This window comes from Planomicrobium sp. MB-3u-38 (assembly GCF_002836425.1).
In the GTDB taxonomy this organism is placed as follows: Bacteria; Bacillota; Bacilli; order Bacillales_A; family Planococcaceae; genus Planococcus; species Planococcus okeanokoites.
Genome location: NZ_PJBO01000034.1, coordinates 1 through 20,305, shown reverse-complemented (window position 1 = coordinate 20,305; position 20,305 = coordinate 1). Strand labels below are relative to the sequence as shown.

General features: G+C 49.0%; 19 protein-coding genes, 1 pseudogene and 1 other annotated feature. Of the genes and pseudogenes, 19 read left to right on the top strand and 1 reads right to left on the bottom strand.

The genetic code is table 11. The features are described 5' to 3' along the window. The first annotated feature begins 4 nt into the window (after positions 1–4). The 19 genes and pseudogenes from zupT (at position 5) to CXF70_RS07450 (ending at position 19,082) form a co-directional block, all read left to right on the top strand. Positions 5–814: a zinc transporter ZupT gene (gene zupT / locus CXF70_RS07535; RefSeq protein WP_101802129.1), complete on the top strand. Its 810-nt coding sequence runs from the start codon at positions 5–7 to the stop codon at positions 812–814. Positions 815–974: 160 nt separating this feature from the next. After that, positions 975–2,204, top strand: a complete 1,230-nt coding sequence (locus CXF70_RS07530) for an MFS transporter (protein ID WP_101802128.1) — start codon at positions 975–977, stop codon at positions 2,202–2,204. A 132-nt stretch (positions 2,205–2,336) separates the two neighbouring features. Beyond that, entirely contained in the window at positions 2,337–3,176 is an 840-nt protein-coding gene (locus CXF70_RS07525) for a GNAT family N-acetyltransferase (RefSeq protein WP_101802127.1), read from the top strand. A 238-nt stretch (positions 3,177–3,414) separates the two neighbouring features. After that, entirely contained in the window at positions 3,415–5,055 is a 1,641-nt protein-coding gene (gene abc-f / locus CXF70_RS07520; protein WP_101802126.1) for a ribosomal protection-like ABC-F family protein, read from the top strand. Between the two features lie 447 nt (positions 5,056–5,502). After that, entirely contained in the window at positions 5,503–6,471 is a 969-nt protein-coding gene (locus CXF70_RS07515) for an ABC transporter ATP-binding protein (RefSeq protein WP_101802125.1), read from the top strand. After that, positions 6,468–7,106 (top strand): ABC transporter permease, encoded by a 639-nt coding sequence (locus tag CXF70_RS07510; protein WP_276310422.1) that lies wholly within the window; start codon positions 6,468–6,470, stop codon positions 7,104–7,106. The genes CXF70_RS07515 and CXF70_RS07510 overlap by 4 nt, the downstream gene beginning before the upstream one ends. A 16-nt stretch (positions 7,107–7,122) precedes the next feature. Beyond that, complete coding sequence (locus tag CXF70_RS07505) at positions 7,123–8,028, top strand: glycine betaine ABC transporter substrate-binding protein (protein ID WP_084243089.1); 906 nt, start codon at positions 7,123–7,125, stop codon at positions 8,026–8,028. Between the two features lie 140 nt (positions 8,029–8,168). Then, complete coding sequence (locus CXF70_RS07500) at positions 8,169–9,317, top strand: thiolase family protein (protein WP_101802124.1); 1,149 nt, start codon at positions 8,169–8,171, stop codon at positions 9,315–9,317. A gap of 19 nt (positions 9,318–9,336) precedes the next feature. Next, positions 9,337–10,107, top strand: coding sequence for a 3-hydroxyacyl-CoA dehydrogenase (locus CXF70_RS07495; protein ID WP_101802123.1), 771 nt, complete (start codon positions 9,337–9,339; stop codon positions 10,105–10,107). An 11-nt stretch (positions 10,108–10,118) separates the two neighbouring features. After that, positions 10,119–11,267 (top strand): acyl-CoA dehydrogenase family protein, encoded by a 1,149-nt coding sequence (locus tag CXF70_RS07490; protein ID WP_101802122.1) that lies wholly within the window; start codon positions 10,119–10,121, stop codon positions 11,265–11,267. 110 nt (positions 11,268–11,377) lie between these two features. After that, positions 11,378–11,611: a binding site (T-box leader), on the top strand. Between the two features lie 61 nt (positions 11,612–11,672). Further along, positions 11,673–12,665: an anthranilate phosphoribosyltransferase gene (gene trpD / locus CXF70_RS07485; protein WP_101802121.1), complete on the top strand. Its 993-nt coding sequence runs from the start codon at positions 11,673–11,675 to the stop codon at positions 12,663–12,665. Continuing rightward, positions 12,662–13,438 (top strand): indole-3-glycerol phosphate synthase TrpC, encoded by a 777-nt coding sequence (gene trpC / locus CXF70_RS07480; protein WP_101802120.1) that lies wholly within the window; start codon positions 12,662–12,664, stop codon positions 13,436–13,438. Before trpD ends, trpC begins: the two co-directional genes overlap by 4 nt. Then, a pseudogene (locus tag CXF70_RS18435) lies at positions 13,435–13,971 on the top strand (phosphoribosylanthranilate isomerase); the annotation flags it as partial. The gene trpC and the pseudogene CXF70_RS18435, both read left to right, overlap by 4 nt. Positions 13,972–14,037: 66 nt before the next feature. Continuing rightward, positions 14,038–15,240 (top strand): tryptophan synthase subunit beta, encoded by a 1,203-nt coding sequence (trpB, locus tag CXF70_RS07475; RefSeq protein ID WP_233208574.1) that lies wholly within the window; start codon positions 14,038–14,040, stop codon positions 15,238–15,240. Further along, positions 15,237–16,007: a tryptophan synthase subunit alpha gene (trpA, locus tag CXF70_RS07470; RefSeq protein ID WP_101802118.1), complete on the top strand. Its 771-nt coding sequence runs from the start codon at positions 15,237–15,239 to the stop codon at positions 16,005–16,007. Before trpB ends, trpA begins: the two co-directional genes overlap by 4 nt. 21 nt (positions 16,008–16,028) lie before the next feature. Beyond that, positions 16,029–16,619, top strand: a complete 591-nt coding sequence (locus CXF70_RS07465; RefSeq protein ID WP_101802117.1) for a DNA-3-methyladenine glycosylase — start codon at positions 16,029–16,031, stop codon at positions 16,617–16,619. 69 nt (positions 16,620–16,688) lie between these two features. Then, positions 16,689–17,216, top strand: a complete 528-nt coding sequence (locus CXF70_RS07460) for a type 1 glutamine amidotransferase domain-containing protein (RefSeq protein WP_101802116.1) — start codon at positions 16,689–16,691, stop codon at positions 17,214–17,216. Positions 17,217–17,432: 216 nt separating this feature from the next. Continuing rightward, positions 17,433–17,771, top strand: coding sequence for an ArsR/SmtB family transcription factor (locus CXF70_RS07455; protein ID WP_233208569.1), 339 nt, complete (start codon positions 17,433–17,435; stop codon positions 17,769–17,771). A 15-nt stretch (positions 17,772–17,786) separates the two neighbouring features. After that, positions 17,787–19,082 carry an arsenic transporter gene (locus CXF70_RS07450; RefSeq protein WP_369916929.1) on the top strand — a complete coding sequence of 432 codons (1,296 nt, stop codon included), beginning with the start codon at positions 17,787–17,789 and terminating at the stop codon, positions 19,080–19,082. Positions 19,083–19,452: 370 nt separating this feature from the next. Here CXF70_RS07450 and CXF70_RS07445 read toward each other — a convergent pair whose 3' ends face one another. Next, entirely contained in the window at positions 19,453–20,265 is an 813-nt protein-coding gene (locus tag CXF70_RS07445) for a GNAT family N-acetyltransferase (protein ID WP_233208568.1), read from the bottom strand. Positions 20,266–20,305: the final 40 nt, after the last annotated feature.

Below are 20,305 nucleotides of genomic sequence, written 5' to 3'. Positions count from 1 at the left end.
GAATATGGACAATACGGTCTTATTTGCTTTGGGGCTTACGCTTTTTGCCGGTTTGGCTACCGGTATCGGCAGTTTGCTGGCGTTTTTTGCATCGCGGACCAACACAAAATTTTTATCAGTTTCGTTGGGTTTTTCAGCGGGTGTAATGATATATGTATCGATGATTGAAATTTTCTTTAAAGCAAAAGATTCCTTAACAGGGGCGCATGGTGAAGCGACTGGTTATTGGTTGACGCTGGCTGGTTTTTTCGGCGGGATGGTCTTCATGGCCCTGCTGGACCGACTCCTGCCGCAGCTTGGGAATCCGCACGAAGTTAAAACGGTGGAAGATATGGATACAGGGCCGAGCAATGACGAATATGCCAGACTCCGTAAAATGGGGGTCTTTACGGCTCTTGCCATCGGCATCCACAATTTTCCGGAAGGAATCGCGACATTCATGTCTGCCATCCAGGATCCGGCGCTCGGCATTGCGATAGCCATCGCTGTAGCCATCCATAATATTCCGGAAGGTATTGCGGTTTCTGTGCCGATTTATTATGCTTCCGGCAGCCGGAAGAAGGCATTGTTATATAGTGTGCTTTCCGGGATTTCGGAGCCGGTTGGCGCAATTGCAGCCTGGCTGTTCCTGATGCCGTTTTTGAGTGACACCCTTTTCGGTATCGTTTTTGCCTCGGTGGCAGGTATTATGGTTTTCATCTCTTTGGATGAATTATTGCCGGCGGCGAAACGGTATGATGAAGCTCACCTGTCGATTTATGGCCTGGTGGCCGGTATGGCCGTGATGGCTGTGAGTCTTGTGTTATTGGTTTGACAAATCTGGACGCTTCCGTCTCCTTTTCTGGAGCGCGGAAGCGTTTTTTTTATTTATGTGGAGATGAAGAGAAATGTAAACTTGTGTCATTTTCTCCTTACGGTTATAGTAATAAGGTGTAAAGACACCTAAGTGAATGCTTATGACAAGGAGAATGCAAATGTCTGCAATTACAAGCAATGAAAAAAGTACTGCGCCGATTTCGCGCAACAAATTATTATGGGTAGCTGGGCTCGGCTGGCTGTTCGATGCCATGGATGTAGGGATTCTGTCTTTCATCATCGCAGCTCTCCAGCAGGATTGGAATCTGTCTACTGATCAGATGGGCTGGATCGGCAGCATTAATTCCATCGGAATGGCTGTAGGTGCGTTCGTCTTCGGAATTTATGCGGACCGTGTGGGAAGAAAGAAAATATTCATCATCACGTTGCTGTTGTTCTCGTTGGCAAGCGGCATTTCCGCTTTTACAACGACTTTGGCAGCGTTTATGATCTTGCGCTTCTTTGTTGGCATGGGACTCGGCGGTGAATTGCCGGTGGCTTCGACATTAGTGTCGGAAAGTGTTCCTGCAAAAGAGCGCGGGCGTGTCGTCGTTCTGTTGGAAAGTTTTTGGGCGGCCGGCTGGCTGCTTGCGGCAATCATTTCTTATTTTGTTATACCTGCCTCAGAATATGGCTGGCGAATCGCATTATTGATCACGGCATTGCCGGCTCTTTATGCGCTCTACCTCCGGATCAATCTTCCTGATTCTCCGCAATTTACGGCGAAGAAAAATGTGCTTCGCTCAATTTCGGTGAATATCAAAGATGTCTGGTCGAAGAAATATGTCAAAGCCACATTAATGCTTTGGATTGTATGGTTCATGGTCGTCTTTTCCTATTACGGAATGTTCCTGTGGCTGCCAAGCGTCATGGTGTTGAAAGGCTTTACGTTGATCAAGAGTTTTCAGTACGTCCTGATTATGACATTGGCACAGCTCCCGGGATATTTCACGGCAGCCTGGCTAATTGAAAAAATCGGCCGTAAATTTGTGCTCGTCACTTATTTGCTGGGTACAGCGGCAAGTGCGCTTGCATTCGGCAACGCGGAGTCGCTTGCGATGCTGATTGCAGCGGGCGCCTTCCTGTCCTTCTTCAATCTCGGAGCATGGGGAGCGCTGTATGCCTATTCACCGGAACAATATCCTACAGTCATAAGAGGAACGGGTACGGGTATGGCCGCTTCGTTCGGTCGTATCGGCGGTATCTTTGGGCCGCTCCTCGTCGGATTCATGCTGACCGCAGGAATCGGTGTCAATGTGATATTTGCGATATTCTGCACTGCCATCATTATTGCGGCATTGGCGGTGGCTTTTCTCGGCACTGAAACCAAGCAGAAAGAATTGGAATGAAATTTCTGAACGGCTGCCGGCAGTCTATAAGCTGCCGGCGGCTTTTTTTATTTTTTTCCGGAAACCGGCAGGAAAAATTAAGGCGATAGCCAATACTTAACAAATGAATTAATAAGAAAAGAGTGTGGATTTATGGACTGGAAAAGATACGAAGATCCAATGGCTTTCAGTGAACAGATTGAAAGTCTGCTGTATAAAGGTGAAGACAGGAACAGCCTGTTCCTTGGGATACTCAGCCAGATAAGAAACGGCAGATACGAGGAATATTTCCTGGGTCTGGCAACCGAAGGCGCTCAGGTGCTGGCGGCAGTGATGATGACACCGCCGCACCCGCTGCAATTGATCATTTTGAATGAAACACCGGAGTTAGCGGCATCGCTTGCGAGACAGCTGAAAAAAGAAAATGCGGATATTCCGGGAGTGATCGGCGATAAGGCTGCGACGCAGAAATTTGCGGAAGCATGGGCAGCTGAAGCAGGAGTTGCCATTGAACTGCAGATGGATGAAGGGCTGTACCGCATTGATGCGGTGACAAAAGGTCTCGAAAAAAGTCCCGGCACTTGGCGGGTCGCCAATAAACGTGATGCTGATCTATTGGAAGAATGGTATCTGTTATTTGAAAGGGACACGGGCATTGGTTCATCGAGCCATAAAGAAGCGGCGGCGAAAATCGAGCAGTTTCTGGATGACAAAGAAATTTATGTATGGGAAGTCCAAGGGGAAGTGGTTTCCTGCATGAAGAAATCACGGCCTTCGAAGCACGGAATCTCAGTGGGGTTTGTGTTTACACCACAAAAATACAGAAAAAAGGGGTATGCACGGACACTGGTGGCAGAAGTGACGGAAGAATTGCTGCTGGAATTCGACTTCGTCATGCTGTACACAGACTTGAAAAATCCGACATCCAATAAGATCTACAGTGAAATCGGCTATGAACAAATTGCCAACCCGGTCCACTTGCGGTTTAAATAAGGGTGGCAATTAATCTGAATAATGGTAAAATATCAATATCAATGAAAACGAGGTGACGGGTGGACGATGAAATAAAATCCTTTTTCTGAGCAACTGAAGTTTTTTCAGCTTGAAAGAAATAGGATTCGTCTGCCCAATTTTTATTTAATCCGAATTAATGCAGTTTATTTGGGTTGCCGAATTCTTCCGAAAATCAATCGGAGGAATTTTTTATTTCTCCGAAAAGGGAGAGATTGATATGGCCATCGTAGGCAAATTAAACAAATTGACCATCCGTTATATGGATCGAGTGATTGTAGAAGAAGCTAAAGCCGTTATCCATGAGCAATCAAGAATTGCTGTGATCGGAGCAAACGGTTCAGGAAAGACCAGTGTTCTTGAAGCGATAGCGCGAGGTGCGCAAGGAGTCCATTGGCTGGGAAGTGACCCTGAAATTGTTTATATGGGGCAAGAGGTCAGAGATGTCGAGAAGGCAAATTTGGATGCGGAAACAAGGGCGATGGAAAGGAAGTGGCGTGTTCCTGCCGAACGGCATAAACTGAGTGGCGGGGAAACCATGAAGCTGAGGCTCGCGAATGCGCTGGCGCAGAGTGGAGATATCTATCTGCTGGATGAACCGACCAATCATTTGGATGCAGAAAGTCTGGAGACCCTGGCGGACAGCATTAAAGAAATGGAAGGAACAGTGATTTTTGTTTCACATGACCGCCATTTTATCGACAGGGTAGCAACGCATGTCTGGGAAATAGAAGACGCGGTTTTGATTGAGTATGAAGGGAATTATTCTGCATCCAGAGTGGAAAGAGCGCACCAGCGGCATACGCAGAAACGCAAATACGATAAACAACAGGCGAAAATTGCGCAGGTGGAAAACCAGATTGTCCAATTACAATCATGGTCTGACAAAGCGCATGCCGAATCAACGAAAAAAGATGGTGCAAAAGAATATTTCCGTATGAAAGCGAAGAAAAAAGATATTCAAATCCGCAGCAAACGACAGCGTCTTCAGGCGGAACTGGACCAGGAGCAGGTGTCTGAGCCGAAAGAAGAATTGCAAATTTCATTTGATATCAATGATGCTGCGAAGAAAGGACGCAGAGTCATCGCCTTGAAAAATGTAAGCAAAAGCTATGGAGACAGACTGCTGTTCGACCGGGCCACATTCACCATACAGCATGGTGAACGGGTCGGCTTGCTTGGCGCTAATGGCAGCGGGAAAACGACCCTCCTTCAAATGATGCTCGGCAGTGGTGGACACGACGGGGAGGTCTGGTTGAGCAAAGGCATGAAAATCGGCTATTTAAGCCAGGATGTTTTTGACTTGCCGGAAGAAAAGACGCCTTCTGAGCTGTTTTGGGCTCCGAGTTATGAAGAAACAGGCAAGATCCGCAATTTGATGGATCATCTGGGTTTCGAAAAAGTGCATTGGGACCAGCCGATTCTGAATATGAGCATGGGCGAACGCGTCAAGCTGAAGCTGATGGAGTTCATGTTGTCGGAATGTAATGTATTGCTGCTGGACGAACCTACGAACCATTTGGATTTACCTTCCAGGGAAGAATTGGAGCGTGCGCTCAGCTTTTTTGGGGGGACGATGCTGATTGCTACCCATGACCGCTATTTTATGGAAAAGCTGAGCGATAAATTACTTGTTTTCGAAAGAGGCACATTGTCTAAATATGAAGGCGGCTACTCAGAGTGGATGGATCGGGAGAGTGCTGCGGAGCGGCTGGATTTGATGCAGCTGGAGAGGGAAAGGCAGGAAGTGTTGGGGAAATTGAGCTTCATGACACCGGTGAACAAGGAGTATGAAGGATTGGACCGGCGATTTAATGAATTGACTGCTTCCATTAAGATGATCGGAAAAAATAATCATTAGTGTAAAGAGCGGCTGCGTTCATGCAGCCGCTTTTTACGGATTGTTGGGAAAGAAAACTAGGAATCCGATATTCCGCAAAACAGCTCCGCTTTCCTGGTGGCTTGCACTGAGCTAACTCGGTCTCGTTCCACTTCGACCGAGTGGATCTCAGCACTTCGCTTAGTCACCTGGGAGTCTTCGCTGTTTTGCTCCATATCGCTATTTGTCTTCTTAAAATGGAGTTGGATAGTAAGTGGATATAAATTGAAAATGTTGATATAGGTTTTCGACTGCCTTCAAAAAGCGGCTGCGTTCATGCAGCCGCTTTTTTTCTTTATGAGATCTGTCTGCACCCTCTGTAGAGTTTATTGGTTATTAAGGCGGGTTTCCGAAAAATGCACGCTTACAGTCAAAGCAAATAGGGTAATGGAAAAGATAGTAGGAAAGTTACAGGAAGGGGCGGATGCTATGATCCGTTTTGAGCGAGTTACAAAAAAGTTCCCGGATGGGACAGAAGCCTTGAAAGATGTATCAGTGGTATTTCCGACCCACAAATTGACGGTCGTCATCGGACCGAGTGGTTGCGGAAAAACGACGCTGATGCGAATGGTCAATAAGTTGGAAACGCCGACTGCGGGCGATATTTTTATTGATGAAGAGTCGATTACTGGTCTTGAAGAAGTGAAGCTGCGCAGGTCGATCGGTTATGTCATCCAGCGCATTGGGCTATTTCCCCATATGACAATAGAAGATAATGTGTCGTTAGTGCCGCGTTTACTGGAATGGGACAAAGAAAAGACGGCGGCAAGAGTGGAAGAACTGCTGAAGCTGGTCGGATTGGAACCGGAAGTGTATAAGGAGCGATATCCACTGGAATTGAGCGGTGGCCAGCAGCAGCGGGTAGGGGTTGTCCGGGCATTGGCAGGAAATCCTAATATTATTCTGATGGACGAACCATTTTCTGCGCTGGATCCGATCAGCCGTGAACAATTGCAGGATGATTTGCGTAATTTACAGCAGGAAATACAAAAGACAATCGTATTTGTCACGCATGATATGGATGAAGCGCTGAAAATAGCCGACATGGTTGTCGTGATGCGCGATGGAAAAATTGAACAGACAGGTTCTCCCCAAGAATTGATCAATGAGCCGGCCAATGATTTTGTACGCAGTTTTATCGGATTGGATCGCATTAATCGGCAGCGTACATTCGGCGAACGCAAACTGAAGGAATTTCTATCTGTTTTTGGAATGGAACCGATCGGTGACGCATTGCAGGTTTCATTGGAAACGACAATTGATGAGGCATTTTCCAAACTCCAATCAAGCGGATACGCCAATTTGCAGATAGTGGATGATGGCAGGGTATTGGCCTATGCCAGTGACCGCGATCTTGTAAAAGCGGCTCTCCGAAAAGAGGAGGTTGAAAATGTGTGAGAAACTTTTTTGATACTTTGGTCAGCCGCCAGGACATGATCCAGGATGCTTTTTTGGAGCACATTTACTTATCTTTCGTAGCTGTGGCAATCGGGATAGCAATCGCTTTGCCGACAGGTATCATCATCGCCCGCTATCGGCGGTACGCGGAACCGGTCATCGGTGTGACCGCCATATTTCAAACCATACCAAGTCTCGCGTTATTCGGTTTTTTAGTGCCTATTCTTGGAATCGGTTCACCGACAGCTTTGATTGCACTTATTATTTACGCATTATTGCCGATTCTGCGGAATACATACACTGGCATAACGGGTGTTGACGGCTCGACTATCGAAGCAGGACGCGGTATGGGAATGACACGCACCCAGATACTGAGGCAAATTGAATTGCCTCTGGCATTGCCGTTCATCATGGCTGGGATTCGGACAGCGACTGTCCTGACGGTGGGAATTGCAACGCTGGCAACTTTTGTAGGAGCAGGCGGACTGGGGGATATCATTTACCGCGGACTCCAGTCCTATAATAATTCATTGGTCCTGGCCGGTGCTCTGCCGGTGGCATTGCTGGCGATCGGTTTTGATCTGATCCTTAAGTGGATTGAGAAAAGGGCTACGCCGAAAGGCTTGAAAAATTAAAAGGGGGAATAGAAGGATGAAAAAAGAATTGATTGGTGTTTTCGCAGCAGGCGCTTTGATTTTGGCGGGATGTGGCTCGACGGGCGGCGAGGAATCAGAGCCGATTGTGATTGGCGGGAAGCCGTGGACGGAACAATACATTCTTCCGCATATCTTGGGACAGTATATCGAAGCGAACTCGGATTATACGGTTGAATATGAAGAAGGGCTCGGAGAAGTTTCCATCTTGACTCCGGCGCTGGAGCAGGGGGACATCGACCTGTATGTTGAATATACCGGAACGGGGTTAAAAGACGTATTGAAGCAGGAATCAGAACCTGGCCAGTCTTCCGAAGAAGTATTGCAACGCGTGCGTGAGGGATACGAGGAAGAACTGGGTGCGACATGGCTTGAACCACTCGGTTTTGAAAATGGCTATACATTAGCCTACTCGAAAGACAGCGGCTACGATGCCGAAACCTATTCGGATCTGGCGGAGATTTCGCAGTCTGAAGACATGAGTTTCGGTGCACCGCATCCATTTTATGAGCGCCAGGGAGATGGCTATGACGATCTGATCGCTACTTACCCATTTGAATTTTCGGCCACTGAGAGCTTCGATCCGGCAATCATGTATGAAGCAGTGAGTAACGGCGAGGTGGATGTCATCCCGGCATTTACGACGGACAGCCGGATCGGGTTATTCGACCTGGAAACGACCGAAGATGATCTGTCCTTTTTCCCGAAATATGATGCGGCGCCTGTAGTGCGCTTGGAAGCTTTGGAACAATATCCTGAACTTGAAGATTTACTTAATGAACTTGCAGGGCAGATCAGTGAAGAAGAAATGCTTGCGATGAATGCGCGTGTCGATGTTGACCAGGACCAGCCGCAGGACATAGCGAGGGACTTTTTGATTGAAAAGGGTTTAATTGAAGAATAACGAGGTAATCCCGCAGATTATTCTGCGGGATTTTTATATGGTTTCAAAGAAGGAATTCGAGTACAATTAAATTGAATGAATAGTCATTCAATTTAAAATGATTTTATAATTGACGATAAATGATGATGGGGTGGATATATATGCGGGAAGTGGTAATCGTTGAAGGGGTAAGAACGGCAGTTGGCCGAAGAAAAGGCTCTTTTTCTGAAACGCGGCCGGATGAATTGGCAGCTTTGGTTCTGGATGAGCTGGTGGAGCGGGCAGGCATCAGCAAAGGAGATGTGGAAGATGTCATTCTCGGATGCGTTTCGCAATCAGGCGAGCAAGGCGGAAATATTGCGCGGACAGCTGCATTGATTGCCGGTTTTCCGGATTATGTGCCAGGCGTAACCATTGACCGCCAATGCGGATCGAGCCAGCAGGCAATCCATTTCGGCGCGCAGGCCATTCTTGCGGGAGACATGGATATTGTCGTTGCGGGCGGTGTGGAGAGTATGACAAGGGTGCCGATGTTTTCAAATATGCAAGGCGCCAAACCGAGTCCGAAGCTGACCGAACAATACGAAATCATCAACCAGGGGCTGTCTGCAGAACGCATCGCAGAAAAATGGGGATTCAGCCGTCAGCAACTGGATGAATTTGCGGTACAGAGCCATGCACGGGCAATTGATGCCATCAGTTCCGGCCGATATGACAAGGAAATTATCGGTGTTGAAGTGCAGGATGAAAACGGTGAAAAACGCCTCGTCGATAAAGATGAAGGGCCGCGGCCGGGAACATCCGTGGAAGTTCTTGGCAGTTTAAAAACGGTATTTGATGAAAACGGCGTCATAACAGCAGGGAACGCGAGCCAGATGAGTGACGGGGCATCAGCGGTTCTTTTGATGGCGCGTGAAAAAGCGGATGAATTGGGACTGAAACCGAAAGCGCGCATCATTGCCCGCGCCGTAGTCGGTTCGGATCCGACCTTGATGCTGACTGGGCCGATTGCGGCGACGAAAAAAGTGCTGGCAAAAGCAGGTCTTGCGATTGAGGATATGGACCGCTATGAAGTGAATGAAGCATTTGCGCCTGTGCCGCTGGCATGGCTCCATGATATCGGAGCAGACCCTAAAAAATTGAATGTCAACGGCGGGGCGATTGCGCTCGGGCATCCACTGGGCGCGACCGGCACGAAACTGATGGTTTCTTTATTGCATGAATTGGAGCGCAGCGGCGGACGCTACGGACTGCTCGCAATCTGTGAAGGCATGGGTATGGCAAACGCGACAATCATTGAACGACTATAAAAGGTTCGGGGGCAAAGAGATGAAAACCAATGAAGTGAAAGCGATCATCACGGGCGGAGCATCGGGGCTTGGCGAGGCAACCGTCCGCCGCATCGTGGAAAAAGGCGGGAAAGCGGCGATTTTTGATTTGAACGGTGACAAAGCAGCGAAGCTTATTGAAGAACTTGGCGAAGAATCCGTATGGTATGCGGAAACGGATGTCACCGATGCAGCACAGATTGAGCAACGGACAGCCGCTGTCGTGAAACACTTCGGTTACGTCAATGTTGTGGTCAATTGTGCGGGGATCGGGACACCCGGCAAGGTCGTTTCCAAAGGACAGCCTCAGCCGCTCGAACAATTCGAGAAAGTGATCCGCATTAACCTGATCGGCAGTTTCAACGTCCTGCGCGTGGCTGCAGCTGCCATGCAAAAGAATGAACCGAATGAACACGGAGAGCGGGGCGTCATCATTTCGACTGCTTCTGTTGCGGCGTATGAAGGACAAATCGGCCAGGCAGCCTACAGCGCATCGAAAGGCGGCATCGTCTCCATGACTTTGCCGATTGCGAGAGAATTTGCGCGCGATGGCATACGGGTTATGGCCATTGCGCCGGGGCTTATGAAGACGCCGATGTTTGACGGTCTGCCGGAAGCGGCAATCGCGTCTCTTGAATCGGCGGTGCCATTCCCGGCGCGGCTGGGTCGGCCGGAGGAATATGCGCAATTAGTGGAAAGCATCGTGGAGAATCCGATGCTGAATGGTGAGACAATCCGGCTGGACGGAGCAATCCGCATGCAGCCGAAATAGGGGGCATTAAAATGGGCAAATATCGTTTTGAAGAAGATGACCATATCATGTTCCGTAAGTCGCTGCGGAAATTTCTTGAAAAAGAAGCGGTGCCACAATATGAGCAATGGGAACAGGATCGCCTGATTCCGAAATCATTCTGGAAGAAACTTGGGGACATGGGCTTCCTATGCCCGCAGGTTGAAGAGCAGTATGGCGGCCTCGGGCTTGATTTCCGTTACGCCGTCATCATCGGCGAAGAGATGGAGCGGGTTGGAGCCAGCCTCACCGGTGTCGGACTTCACAACGATATCACTGTGCCGTATATCGAATCCTACGGCAATGAAGAACAGAAACAGCGCTGGCTGCCTGGCTGCATTTCAGGGGATTACATCACGGCGATCGCGATGACGGAACCTGGAGCGGGCTCTGACCTGGCTAATATATCAACTACGGCTGTACGTGACGGTGATAATTATATCGTCAATGGCCAAAAAACCTTTATCACCAATGGCATCAATTCGACGCATGTGGTTGTTGTCGTAAAAACCGATACAAAAGTGGAGCCGAAGCACCGTGGAATTTCCTTGCTGATGATCGAAGAAGGGATGCCGGGCTTTACAAAAGGGCGCAAACTGGATAAAGTCGGCCTTCACGCACAGGATACATCCGAATTATATTTTGAGGATTGTGTCGTGCCGGCAGCGAATTTGATCGGTGAAGAGAACAAAGGCTTCACCTATTTGATGGAAAAATTACAGCAGGAGCGCCTCGTGGTGGCGATGGCAGCCCAGACGGCTTCAGAAGATATGCTGGAAATGACCGTCGACTATGTAAAATCAAGACAGGCATTCGGCAAGCCGATCAGCGCTTTCCAGAACACGCAATTCAAGTTGGTTGAAATAGCTACTGAAGTGGAACTGGGGCATTCATTCCTTGAGTCGTTGATCGAAGAGCATATGGCGGGCAAGGATATCGTGTCCAAAGTATCGATGGCCAAATACTGGCTGACGGATACCGCAAAAAAAATCTCGGGCGAATGCATGCAATTGCACGGCGGCTACGGTTATATGGAAGAATACAAAATCGCCCGCCGCTACCGCGACATTCCGGTGGCAGCGATCTATGCCGGATCCAATGAAATCATGAAAACGATTGTCGCGAAGCGGATGGGTCTTTGAACCTTCTGCTTGACAGAATAAACAAACTAATTTAATCTGAACATCAACTTGTTGGAAGAGCGGCAAGTCTATTTGAGAGAAGAGCCCAGAGAAGACTAGAATAGCAGAGAGCAAAATCGAGGATTGAGACGAGTAGGCAATGGATTCTATTTAGAGAGTCAGCGGCTGGTGGGAGCTGATTGGAATTCTTGCGCGAATGGACTTAGGAGAGCTGGCCTGAAAATGGAAATGAGTAAGGCAGACGTATGCCCTGCGTTAAAGGGAAAGGCGAAAAGCCTGTTTGAGTGAGTGCAGAAATGCATTAATGCGTGGTGGTACCGCGGTTTTTTAAACCCGTCCCCGCAACCGGATCTATTTCCGGTTGCGGGGATTTTTGTATTCCAAAAGAGCTGAGGAGAGATGAAGATGAGACGAGCAGAGAATTTAAGTGAGCACAGAATGTACAGCAAATCGATGGAAATATTGGACGGACGGATGGAAGACTGTGAAATCAGGGAGTTTCTTGTGGCTTTGCATGCTAAAGGAGAAACGGCTGACGAGATGGTGGGCCTTGTAAAAGCGATGCGCTCAAAAGCGGTTGCTTTGCCGGAAACGGAGGGGCTGCTGATTGATGTATGCGGCACGGGAGGCGACCGTTCGTTCAGTTTTAATATCAGCACGCTGACGGCGTTCGTACTTGCGGGTTGCGGCATGAAAGTGGCGAAGCACGGCAACCGCAGTGTTTCGAGCAAGACGGGCAGCGCGGATGTGCTGGAAGAACTGGGGATTGGGACGACAGCGGATCCGGCAATTATTCCTGAATTGATTGAACAAACGGGAATCGCGTTTTTATTCGCGCCAGCTATCCATCCGGCGCTCGGAAAATTGCGGGAAGTGCGGAAGAGCATCGCGACACCGACCATCTTCAATCTGGTCGGGCCACTCGCCAATCCGTTACCGATTGAAGTGCAGATGACCGGCGTGTACCGGCGCGATATGCTGGAGCCGATGGCGGATGCATTGATGCGGCTCGGCAGAAAACGCGGTGTGATGGTCCACGGAGCAGGCGGCATGGACGAGCTTTCGCTGGCGGGCACCAATGAATTGCTGTTTTTTGATGAAGATGGCAAGAAGGTGGTTCAGTTTCATCCGGAAGAAGCGGGCTTGAAGCTGGCGCCGGTTGAGGCAATCCGAGGCGGAGACGCCAAACGCAATGCGGCGATTTTTATGGAAGTGCTGGAAGGACGCGAAAGTGCATACCTGGATACAGTGGCGCTGAACGCGGGAGTCGCACTTTTCGCGAGTGGCAAAGCGGGCACGATTGCGGAAGGTGTACATGCGGCAAGAAAATCCATCCTTTCCGGAGAAACAGGTCGTGTGTTTGAAGCCCACCGTCAGGCAGTGGGGGTGTTGGTATGAATATATTGGATGAAATCATTGTGGCAAAACGTGAAGAAATAAAAAGTTATTCACCAGTTAAACGAGTGGAAGAAAGTGCATTTCCTCAGAAATTCCGCTTGGCCGAACGATTGCGGCAAGGGCCGGGTGTCATCGCGGAAATCAAACGGGCTTCACCGTCAAAAGGCGATATCCGGCTGGACGTTGATGTCGCGGGGCAGGCGAAGCAATACGAACAGGCAGGAGCTGCCGCGATTTCGGTTTTAACGGATAAATCTTATTTCAAAGGATCGATTGAAGATTTGAAAAATGTGGCGCAGCTCGTTTCAGTGCCGGTGCTTTGTAAAGACTTTATCATAGATGAAATTCAGATAGACCGGGCGAAAGATGCGGGAGCGACGATCATTCTTTTGATCGTTGCGGCACTTCAGCAAGTAGAACTTGAGCGCCTGTTTTCATATGCGCAGACAAAAGGGCTGGAAGTGCTCGTCGAAGTGCATGACACCGAAGAACTTCAGGCTGCAGTGGACTTGGGAGCCGAATTGATCGGCGTCAACAACCGGAATTTGAAAACGTTCGAAGTATCACTGCAGCAGACAGCGGAAATCGCCGAATGTTTCCCGTCGGACAGCAACGCTTTATTGATCAGTGAGAGCGGTATTTTTACAGAAGACGACGCGGCATTTGCATTCGGCAAAGGTGCGGCTGGCATTCTGGTCGGTGAAGCGCTGATGCGGTCGGAAGATGCAGGTGGCTGGATTACAGCGGTGACGTCGCTGGAGGTGGGGAAATGACGAAGGTGAAGATATGCGGCTTGCAGGAAGAAGTGCATGTCCGCGCTGCATCGGCTGCTGATGCGGCAGGATTCGTCTTTGCGCCGAGCCGCAGGCGGGTAACGGTGGAACAGGCTGCCCGCCTGGCTGACGAGCTGCCCGGATCAGTAGAAAAAATAGGTGTTTTTGTAAATGCGGAACTGGATGAAGTGCTGACAGCGGTTCGAGAAGTCCCGTTGACGATGGTACAGCTGCACGGAGATGAAACGGATGAGTTTATTCGCAGTATTCCCGTAAAAGTCATACAGGCATTTTCGGTCCGTGACATTGAAGATGTAAAAAAACTTGAAAAATCGATTGCGGATTATGTGCTGGTTGATGCACCTGGAATCGACTTTCGCGGGGGGAGCGGGCGGACCTTCGATTGGAGCTTGCTGGAAAAATCCTCGATCGATCCCGCAAGACTGATTGTGGCGGGCGGACTGGATTCGGCAAATGTTGGACAGGCAATCGGCTCTCTGGCTCCGTATATGGTCGATGTATCCAGTGGAGTCGAAACTGAAGGCAAGAAAGACGCAGATAAAATAAAAAGTTTCATAAAAACTGTAAAGGGTGATTCGATGCGGCAAGCAACGGGAACAGAGAACGTAACAGGGTTTTTCGGGCGTTTCGGCGGCCAATTTGTGCCGGAGACATTGATGAAAGCTGTGAAGGAGCTGGAAGCGGCTTATGCGGAAGCGAAAGAAGATGCCGCTTTCCAGGCCGATTATCATAAGTATTTAAAAGAATATGTCGGACGTGAACAGCCGCTGACATATGCGGCGCGGCTGACGGAAACATGGGGCGGCCCGAAAGTTTATCTGAAACGGGAAGACCTCAATCACACCGGGGCCCATAAAATCAATAACGCAATCGGTCAGGCGCTGCTGGCGATCAGGATGGGCAAACGCAAAATTGTCGCGGAAACAGGCGCCGGCCAGCACGGTGTGGCGACAGCCACAATCTGTGCGCTGCTTGACTTGGAATGCGTCATTTTCATGGGAGAAGAAGACATCAGACGGCAGCAATTGAACGTATTCCGGATGAAGCTTTTGGGAGCGAAAGTCGAGAGTGTCACAAAAGGCAGTGCCACTTTGAAAGATGCGGTGAATGAAGCGCTGCGCTACTGGGTGACGAATGTGGAAGATACTCATTATCTCATCGGTTCTGCACTCGGACCGCATCCGTTCCCGACAATGGTCCGCGATTTCCAAAGTGTGATCGGCCGTGAGACGCGTGAGCAGATTCTCGACAAGGAAGGGCGCTTGCCGGATGTCATCCTGGCTTGTGTCGGCGGCGGATCAAACGCAATCGGCATGTTCCATCCTTTTGTGGGAGACGAATCCGTGAGGCTCATCGGAGTGGAAGCGGCAGGCGAAGGCGTTGATACGGCCCGGCATGCCGCGACACTGACAAAAGGAACAGAAGGCGTGCTGCACGGAGCCTATATGAAGCTTCTGCAGGATGACAACGGACAGGTTCAGGAAGCGCACTCGATTTCGGCTGGTTTGGATTATCCGGGTGTAGGCCCTGAACATGTCCATTTGGAAGACATCGGCCGAGTTGAATATAAGGCGGTAACAGATGAAGAAGCGCTGGCTTCGGTCATCAAGCTGTCGAGACTCGAGGGCATCATTCCGGCGCTTGAATCGGCGCACGCCGTGGCGGAAGCGGAAAAGGCAGCCGCTGCGATGGGGCCGGAAGAAATATTGATCATCTGCGTTTCGGGACGTGGTGATAAGGACATGGCGACCTACGCGGAAAAATTGGAGGGACTGGCATGAAACGCTTGAAGGATTTGAAAGATAATGGAGATAAAGCATTTGTCGCTTATATCATGGCGGGAGATGGAGGACTCGATAAATTGCGCGGCCAAGTGGAGTATCTGCAGACGACAGGTGTAACAGCGATCGAAATCGGCATTCCTTTTTCCGATCCGGTCGCAGATGGACCGGTCATCGAAGAAGCAGGAAACCGTGCGCTCGCGGAAGGTGTGACACTGGATAAGGTTTTACTCGAAATGGAGAGCTGGGATTTCGACTTAAAGATCCCATTGATCGTCATGACATATTTAAATCCGGTCATCCGCTACGGCGCGGAGCGGTTCGCTGAGTCCTGCAGGGAGACCGGCGTTTCAGCGGTCATCATCCCGGATCTGCCATTTGAGCACCAGCAGCTGGTCGAACCTTATTTGAAAAAGACCGGCATCACACTGATCCAGCTTGTTACGCTTACCACCACTGAAAATCGGCTCGAAGACATCTTGGCGGCGGCTGAAGGATTTGTTTATGCCGTTACGGTAACCGGCATCACCGGTGTGCGTGACGAAATGACGCAAGAAGTGCGGGAATTCATGAAAACGGTGCGCTCTAAGAGCCCCGTGCCGGTTTACGCGGGTTTCGGGATTTCGAAAACTGAACATATTGAAATGCTGCGGGATGACGTCGACGGATTCATCGTGGGGTCGGCGATTGTTAAAGCTTTTCACGACAATAAAATCGAAGACATCGAACCCCTCATCCATGCAGTGACCCAGCGCAACCCGGTATAATGGATGCCGGAGGGATGTAAGATGTTCAAACCAGTCACAGCTGATTTTTTTGATATGCCCACTCTTGATTTGTCGCGCAACCTGCTGGGGCAGCTGCTTGTACACGAGCTTCCGGAAGGGATCGTCGCGGGACGGATCGTTGAGACGGAAGCCTATATGGGGGCGGAGGACCGGGCGGCGCACAGCTTCGGCAATAGACGCACCAAACGGACTGAAATCATGTTTGGGCAAGCAGGGCTTGTCTATACGTATCAAATGCATACCCATACGCTGATCAATGTTGTGAGCGGACCGATTGATACGCCGCGCGCCATTCTGATCCGGGCAGTGGAACCGGTCGAAGGAATCGATTTGATGGCGGAACTGCGCGGACGGCACCTGCCGATCAAGCAATGGACGAGCGGTCCCGGCAAACTGACAAAGGCGATGGGGATTTCAATGGATTATTATGGCCATCATTTTACAGAGCGTCCATTGTATATCGCTGAAGGAGATCCGGTGCATGCCGTATCTGTCGGACCGAGGGTCGGCATCGGCAATTCGCAGGAAGCTGTCCATTACCCATATCGATTTTGGGAACAGGACAATCCTTATGTCTCGAAATTCCGGTAAGCGCCATGTTTAGTAATTTCTCTATGTGGAATAATAAGGGAGAGTATTAAACTAAAGGAGTGGAAGACAGTGGCAAAAATTGCAACGCTAATTACTGATATGTTTGAGGATGTAGAATATACCGACCCATCGAAAGCATTCAACGATGCAGGTCACGAAGTTTTCACGATTGAAAAAGAAGCAGGCAAGGAAGTGACAGGCAAGCAGGGTGAAGCTGTTGTGTCTATCGATAAGGGCATCGACGACGTGAATCCGGACGATTATGACGCGCTGTTCCTGCCTGGTGGATTTTCGCCGGACCAATTGCGTGCGGACGATCGTTTCGTGAATTTCACGAAAGCGTTCATGGATGCGAAGAAACCGGTATTTGCCATCTGCCACGGTCCGCAATTGCTGATTTCAGCAAAAGCGCTTGAAGGCCGCAAGGCGACAGGTTATAAATCGATCCAAACAGATATGGAATACGCCGGTGCCAAATTAGTGGATGAAGAAGTGGCCGTTTGCCAGGATCAATTGGTGACAAGCCGCCAACCGGATGACATCCCGGCATTCAACCGTGAATCATTGCGTGTACTTGAACAGTATTCGTCAAAATAATAATCTAGGTAAAGAAACCCCGGCAGCTTCGGCTGCCGGGGTTTTTGGGTGCGGAAAATCCGGGTTAACGCAAACAATCGGGGCTATAACGCAAACAACGGTAATTATCCCGCAAACAACCTCTGCTATCGCACAAACAACAGCAAATCCACTGGATTTTACCTTGATTAAATAAGTAAACACTTATATAATGGGTGACGGAACTCTTGAAAGAAGGTGAATGCTTTGGATTATTCATACATGGAATCCTATTTGAAGGCAATCAGCGATCATAATCGGATGCTGATACTGAAGTACTTGTCGAAAGACTCACTTTGTATATGTGAATTTACGGAATTGCTGGATATGACGCAGCCGGCTGTGAGCCAGCATATGCGCAAGTTGAAAACGGCTGAATTGGTGACTGAAGAAAAGCGGGGGCGTTGGACCATTTGGTCACTGAACGTTCGTCATGCGCTTTATCCGATGCTGATCCATTTGCTCAGCCTGCTTCCTGAACCGGAAATTACAGTGGAATCTCTGGAAGCGGAAGGAAAAAGAGTAGTTTGTGAATAAGGAGTTGTTTGGATAGTGGAAGTTGGATTAGCAAGTTTTATCTTTATCGTCACATTAATTTTTGTCATATGGCAGCCGCGCGGGTTGTCAATCGGCTGGTCGGCGATTGCCGGCGCAGTGGTAGCATTATTATTCGGAGTGGTTGATTTCGGTGATGTCTGGGATGTGACCGGCATCGTCTGGAATGCGACATTGACGTTTGTCGCTTTGATCATCATCTCTTTAATACTTGATGAAATCGGATTTTTTGAATGGGCGGCATTACATATGGCCCGCTTGGCTAAAGGGAGCGGCCTTCGGATGTTCTTTCTGGTGACAGTTCTTGGCGCCATTGTTGCGGCGCTTTTCGCCAATGACGGAGCGGCATTGATTTTGACGCCGATCGTTCTGGCGATGGTGAGAGCTTTGAATTTCAAGGAAGCGATGATTCTGCCGTTCATCATGGCTTCCGGGTTCATTGCGGACACGGCATCATTGCCGTTTGTCATCAGTAACTTGGTGAATATCGTTTCAGCGGACTTTTTCAATATCGGATTCACTGAATATGCGATTCGCATGGTTGTACCTAACTTGTTCAGTATCCTGGCCAGCATGCTGGTTCTTTACCTTTATTTCCGTAAAGATATTCCGAAAGAATTCGATGCCAGTGTATTGAAAACTCCTGCCTCGGCTATTAAGGATCTGAAAATGTTCCGACTGTCATGGGTGGTTCTGGCGGTATTGCTGATCGGGTATTTTGCGAGCGAAACGTTGGATATTCCGGTCTCGTTCATCGCGGGAGCGGTCGCCATCATTTTCCTGGCCATTGCGCGCAGAAGTGAAGCAGTCGAGACGATGACCGTGCTGAAGGGTGCGCCTTGGGCGATCGTTTTCTTCTCGATCGGTATGTACGTAGTCGTTTATGGGTTGCGCAATGTCGGCTTGACTTCGGTTTTGGCAACTGCAATCGAGTGGACGGCGGGGCACGGACTATATGCAGCGACAATCGGCATGGGCTTTATCGCGGCAATCCTTTCGTCAGTCATGAATAATATGCCGACCGTCATGATCGATGCGTTGGCCATCGCTGAAACCAATACGACAGGCGTCGTGCGGGAAGCGTTGATCTATGCCAATGTCATTGGCTCGGATCTCGGTCCGAAAATCACGCCGATCGGCTCGCTCGCTACATTATTATGGCTGCACGTCCTGAAAACAAAGGGCGTCACCATCAGTTGGGGTTATTATTTCAAAATCGGGATCATCCTGACGATTCCGACATTGTTCATCACGTTGACTGGCCTGTATTTGTGGCTGACAATCCTGAACTAAATAAATAAAAGAGGTTCACCTGTTACGGTGAACCTCTTTTGGCCTTTTGGCGGAGTTGGGAATAAAAGCGGGAGAGTTGGGAATAAACCGATAGAAGTTGGGAATAAACCGATAGAAGTTGGGAGTAAAAGTGAAATCGGTTCACTTTATTGATAATAAAAAAACAGGCACCCTAGAAATAGAGTGCCTGTTTTTACGTTGTCCAGACTCCAGCGGCCCAGCTCTTCGGATCATAAGCCACTTTGTGTCTAGTCTCCAGTGCCTAGCTCTTCGGGATATAAGTCAAACCAGCTGCGTGGCAAAGATCGCCACTACGCTGATTCGTCTTATACCCGTCAGAGCTGAACAGGCACTTCCGCTTTTCTTTTGCTTAATCCAAAAACTTAGCCATATAGATTTCATCATAATATTTACCATTGATAAACATGGAATCCTGTCGAATCCCTTCGGAAACATAACCGGCTTTTTCGAATAATTTCCTGCCTGGCTTATCATTCTCGACCACAGTCAATTCGAGGCGGCTGATGTTTTTCGAAGCTGCCCATTCTTCGCCTTTTTGAAGCAGTTTAGTGGCAATGCCTTTGCGGCGGGCATCCGCTTGAACGCCTACGCACATTTCAGCGCGATGTGCTGCGCGCTTCGCTGCGTTGCCGATGATTGTCAAAAAGCCCACATGTTCACCGTTCAAAATAGCGATAAAGATTGTGGAATGGCCACTTTGGCGCCATTCAATGATTTGTTTGCGGACTTTTTGGGTGGACTGGGTACGTTCGTCTTTCCCGTACAGCATAAACTCGGATTCAGCTTCCACCGTTTTCATCAAAGCGGCAAGGGAGCGTGCGTCGCCGTGTTCAGCATTGCGGATCAATAGGATATCTTCATCACCATTGCCATCCTTAGCATTTTTACCTTTGGAAGAATCGATTTTTTCAAATACGACATAACGATTCGTCTCCACTTCACTGACAAAATAACCGGCATCCATCCAGGCGTGGAAATGCTTGGCAGGCGCTTTGGTCTTTTTCCACCAGCTTCTATTCAAATAAGCAGCGTTAGGCAATTGCTGGCCCATAATCTGTTCGATTTCATTGAAGCTTAGCTTGATTGTTGGATTTGTGGCAGATGAAAAGTAATTTGCTAAAGGAATGTATTTCTTTTCCAGAATTATAGTCAATATTTTCACTTCCCTTCAGAAATTTATGGCTTAATTGTATTAATTATAC

What these genes read in the sequence shown, in the direction of transcription:
- zupT (WP_101802129.1), top strand. Translation starts at nt 5, where the DNA reads ATGGACAATACGGTCTTATTTGCTTTGGGGCTTACGCTTTTTGCCGGT.
- CXF70_RS07530 (WP_101802128.1), top strand. Translation starts at nt 975, where the DNA reads ATGTCTGCAATTACAAGCAATGAAAAAAGTACTGCGCCGATTTCGCGC.
- CXF70_RS07525 (WP_101802127.1), top strand. Translation starts at nt 2,337, where the DNA reads ATGGACTGGAAAAGATACGAAGATCCAATGGCTTTCAGTGAACAGATT.
- abc-f (WP_101802126.1), top strand. Translation starts at nt 3,415, where the DNA reads ATGGCCATCGTAGGCAAATTAAACAAATTGACCATCCGTTATATGGAT.
- CXF70_RS07515 (WP_101802125.1), top strand. Translation starts at nt 5,503, where the DNA reads ATGATCCGTTTTGAGCGAGTTACAAAAAAGTTCCCGGATGGGACAGAA.
- CXF70_RS07505 (WP_084243089.1), top strand. Translation starts at nt 7,123, where the DNA reads ATGAAAAAAGAATTGATTGGTGTTTTCGCAGCAGGCGCTTTGATTTTG.
- CXF70_RS07500 (WP_101802124.1), top strand. Translation starts at nt 8,169, where the DNA reads ATGCGGGAAGTGGTAATCGTTGAAGGGGTAAGAACGGCAGTTGGCCGA.
- CXF70_RS07495 (WP_101802123.1), top strand. Translation starts at nt 9,337, where the DNA reads ATGAAAACCAATGAAGTGAAAGCGATCATCACGGGCGGAGCATCGGGG.
- CXF70_RS07490 (WP_101802122.1), top strand. Translation starts at nt 10,119, where the DNA reads ATGGGCAAATATCGTTTTGAAGAAGATGACCATATCATGTTCCGTAAG.
- trpD (WP_101802121.1), top strand. Translation starts at nt 11,673, where the DNA reads ATGAGACGAGCAGAGAATTTAAGTGAGCACAGAATGTACAGCAAATCG.
- trpC (WP_101802120.1), top strand. Translation starts at nt 12,662, where the DNA reads ATGAATATATTGGATGAAATCATTGTGGCAAAACGTGAAGAAATAAAA.
- trpB (WP_233208574.1), top strand. Translation starts at nt 14,038, where the DNA reads ATGCGGCAAGCAACGGGAACAGAGAACGTAACAGGGTTTTTCGGGCGT.
- trpA (WP_101802118.1), top strand. Translation starts at nt 15,237, where the DNA reads ATGAAACGCTTGAAGGATTTGAAAGATAATGGAGATAAAGCATTTGTC.
- CXF70_RS07465 (WP_101802117.1), top strand. Translation starts at nt 16,029, where the DNA reads ATGTTCAAACCAGTCACAGCTGATTTTTTTGATATGCCCACTCTTGAT.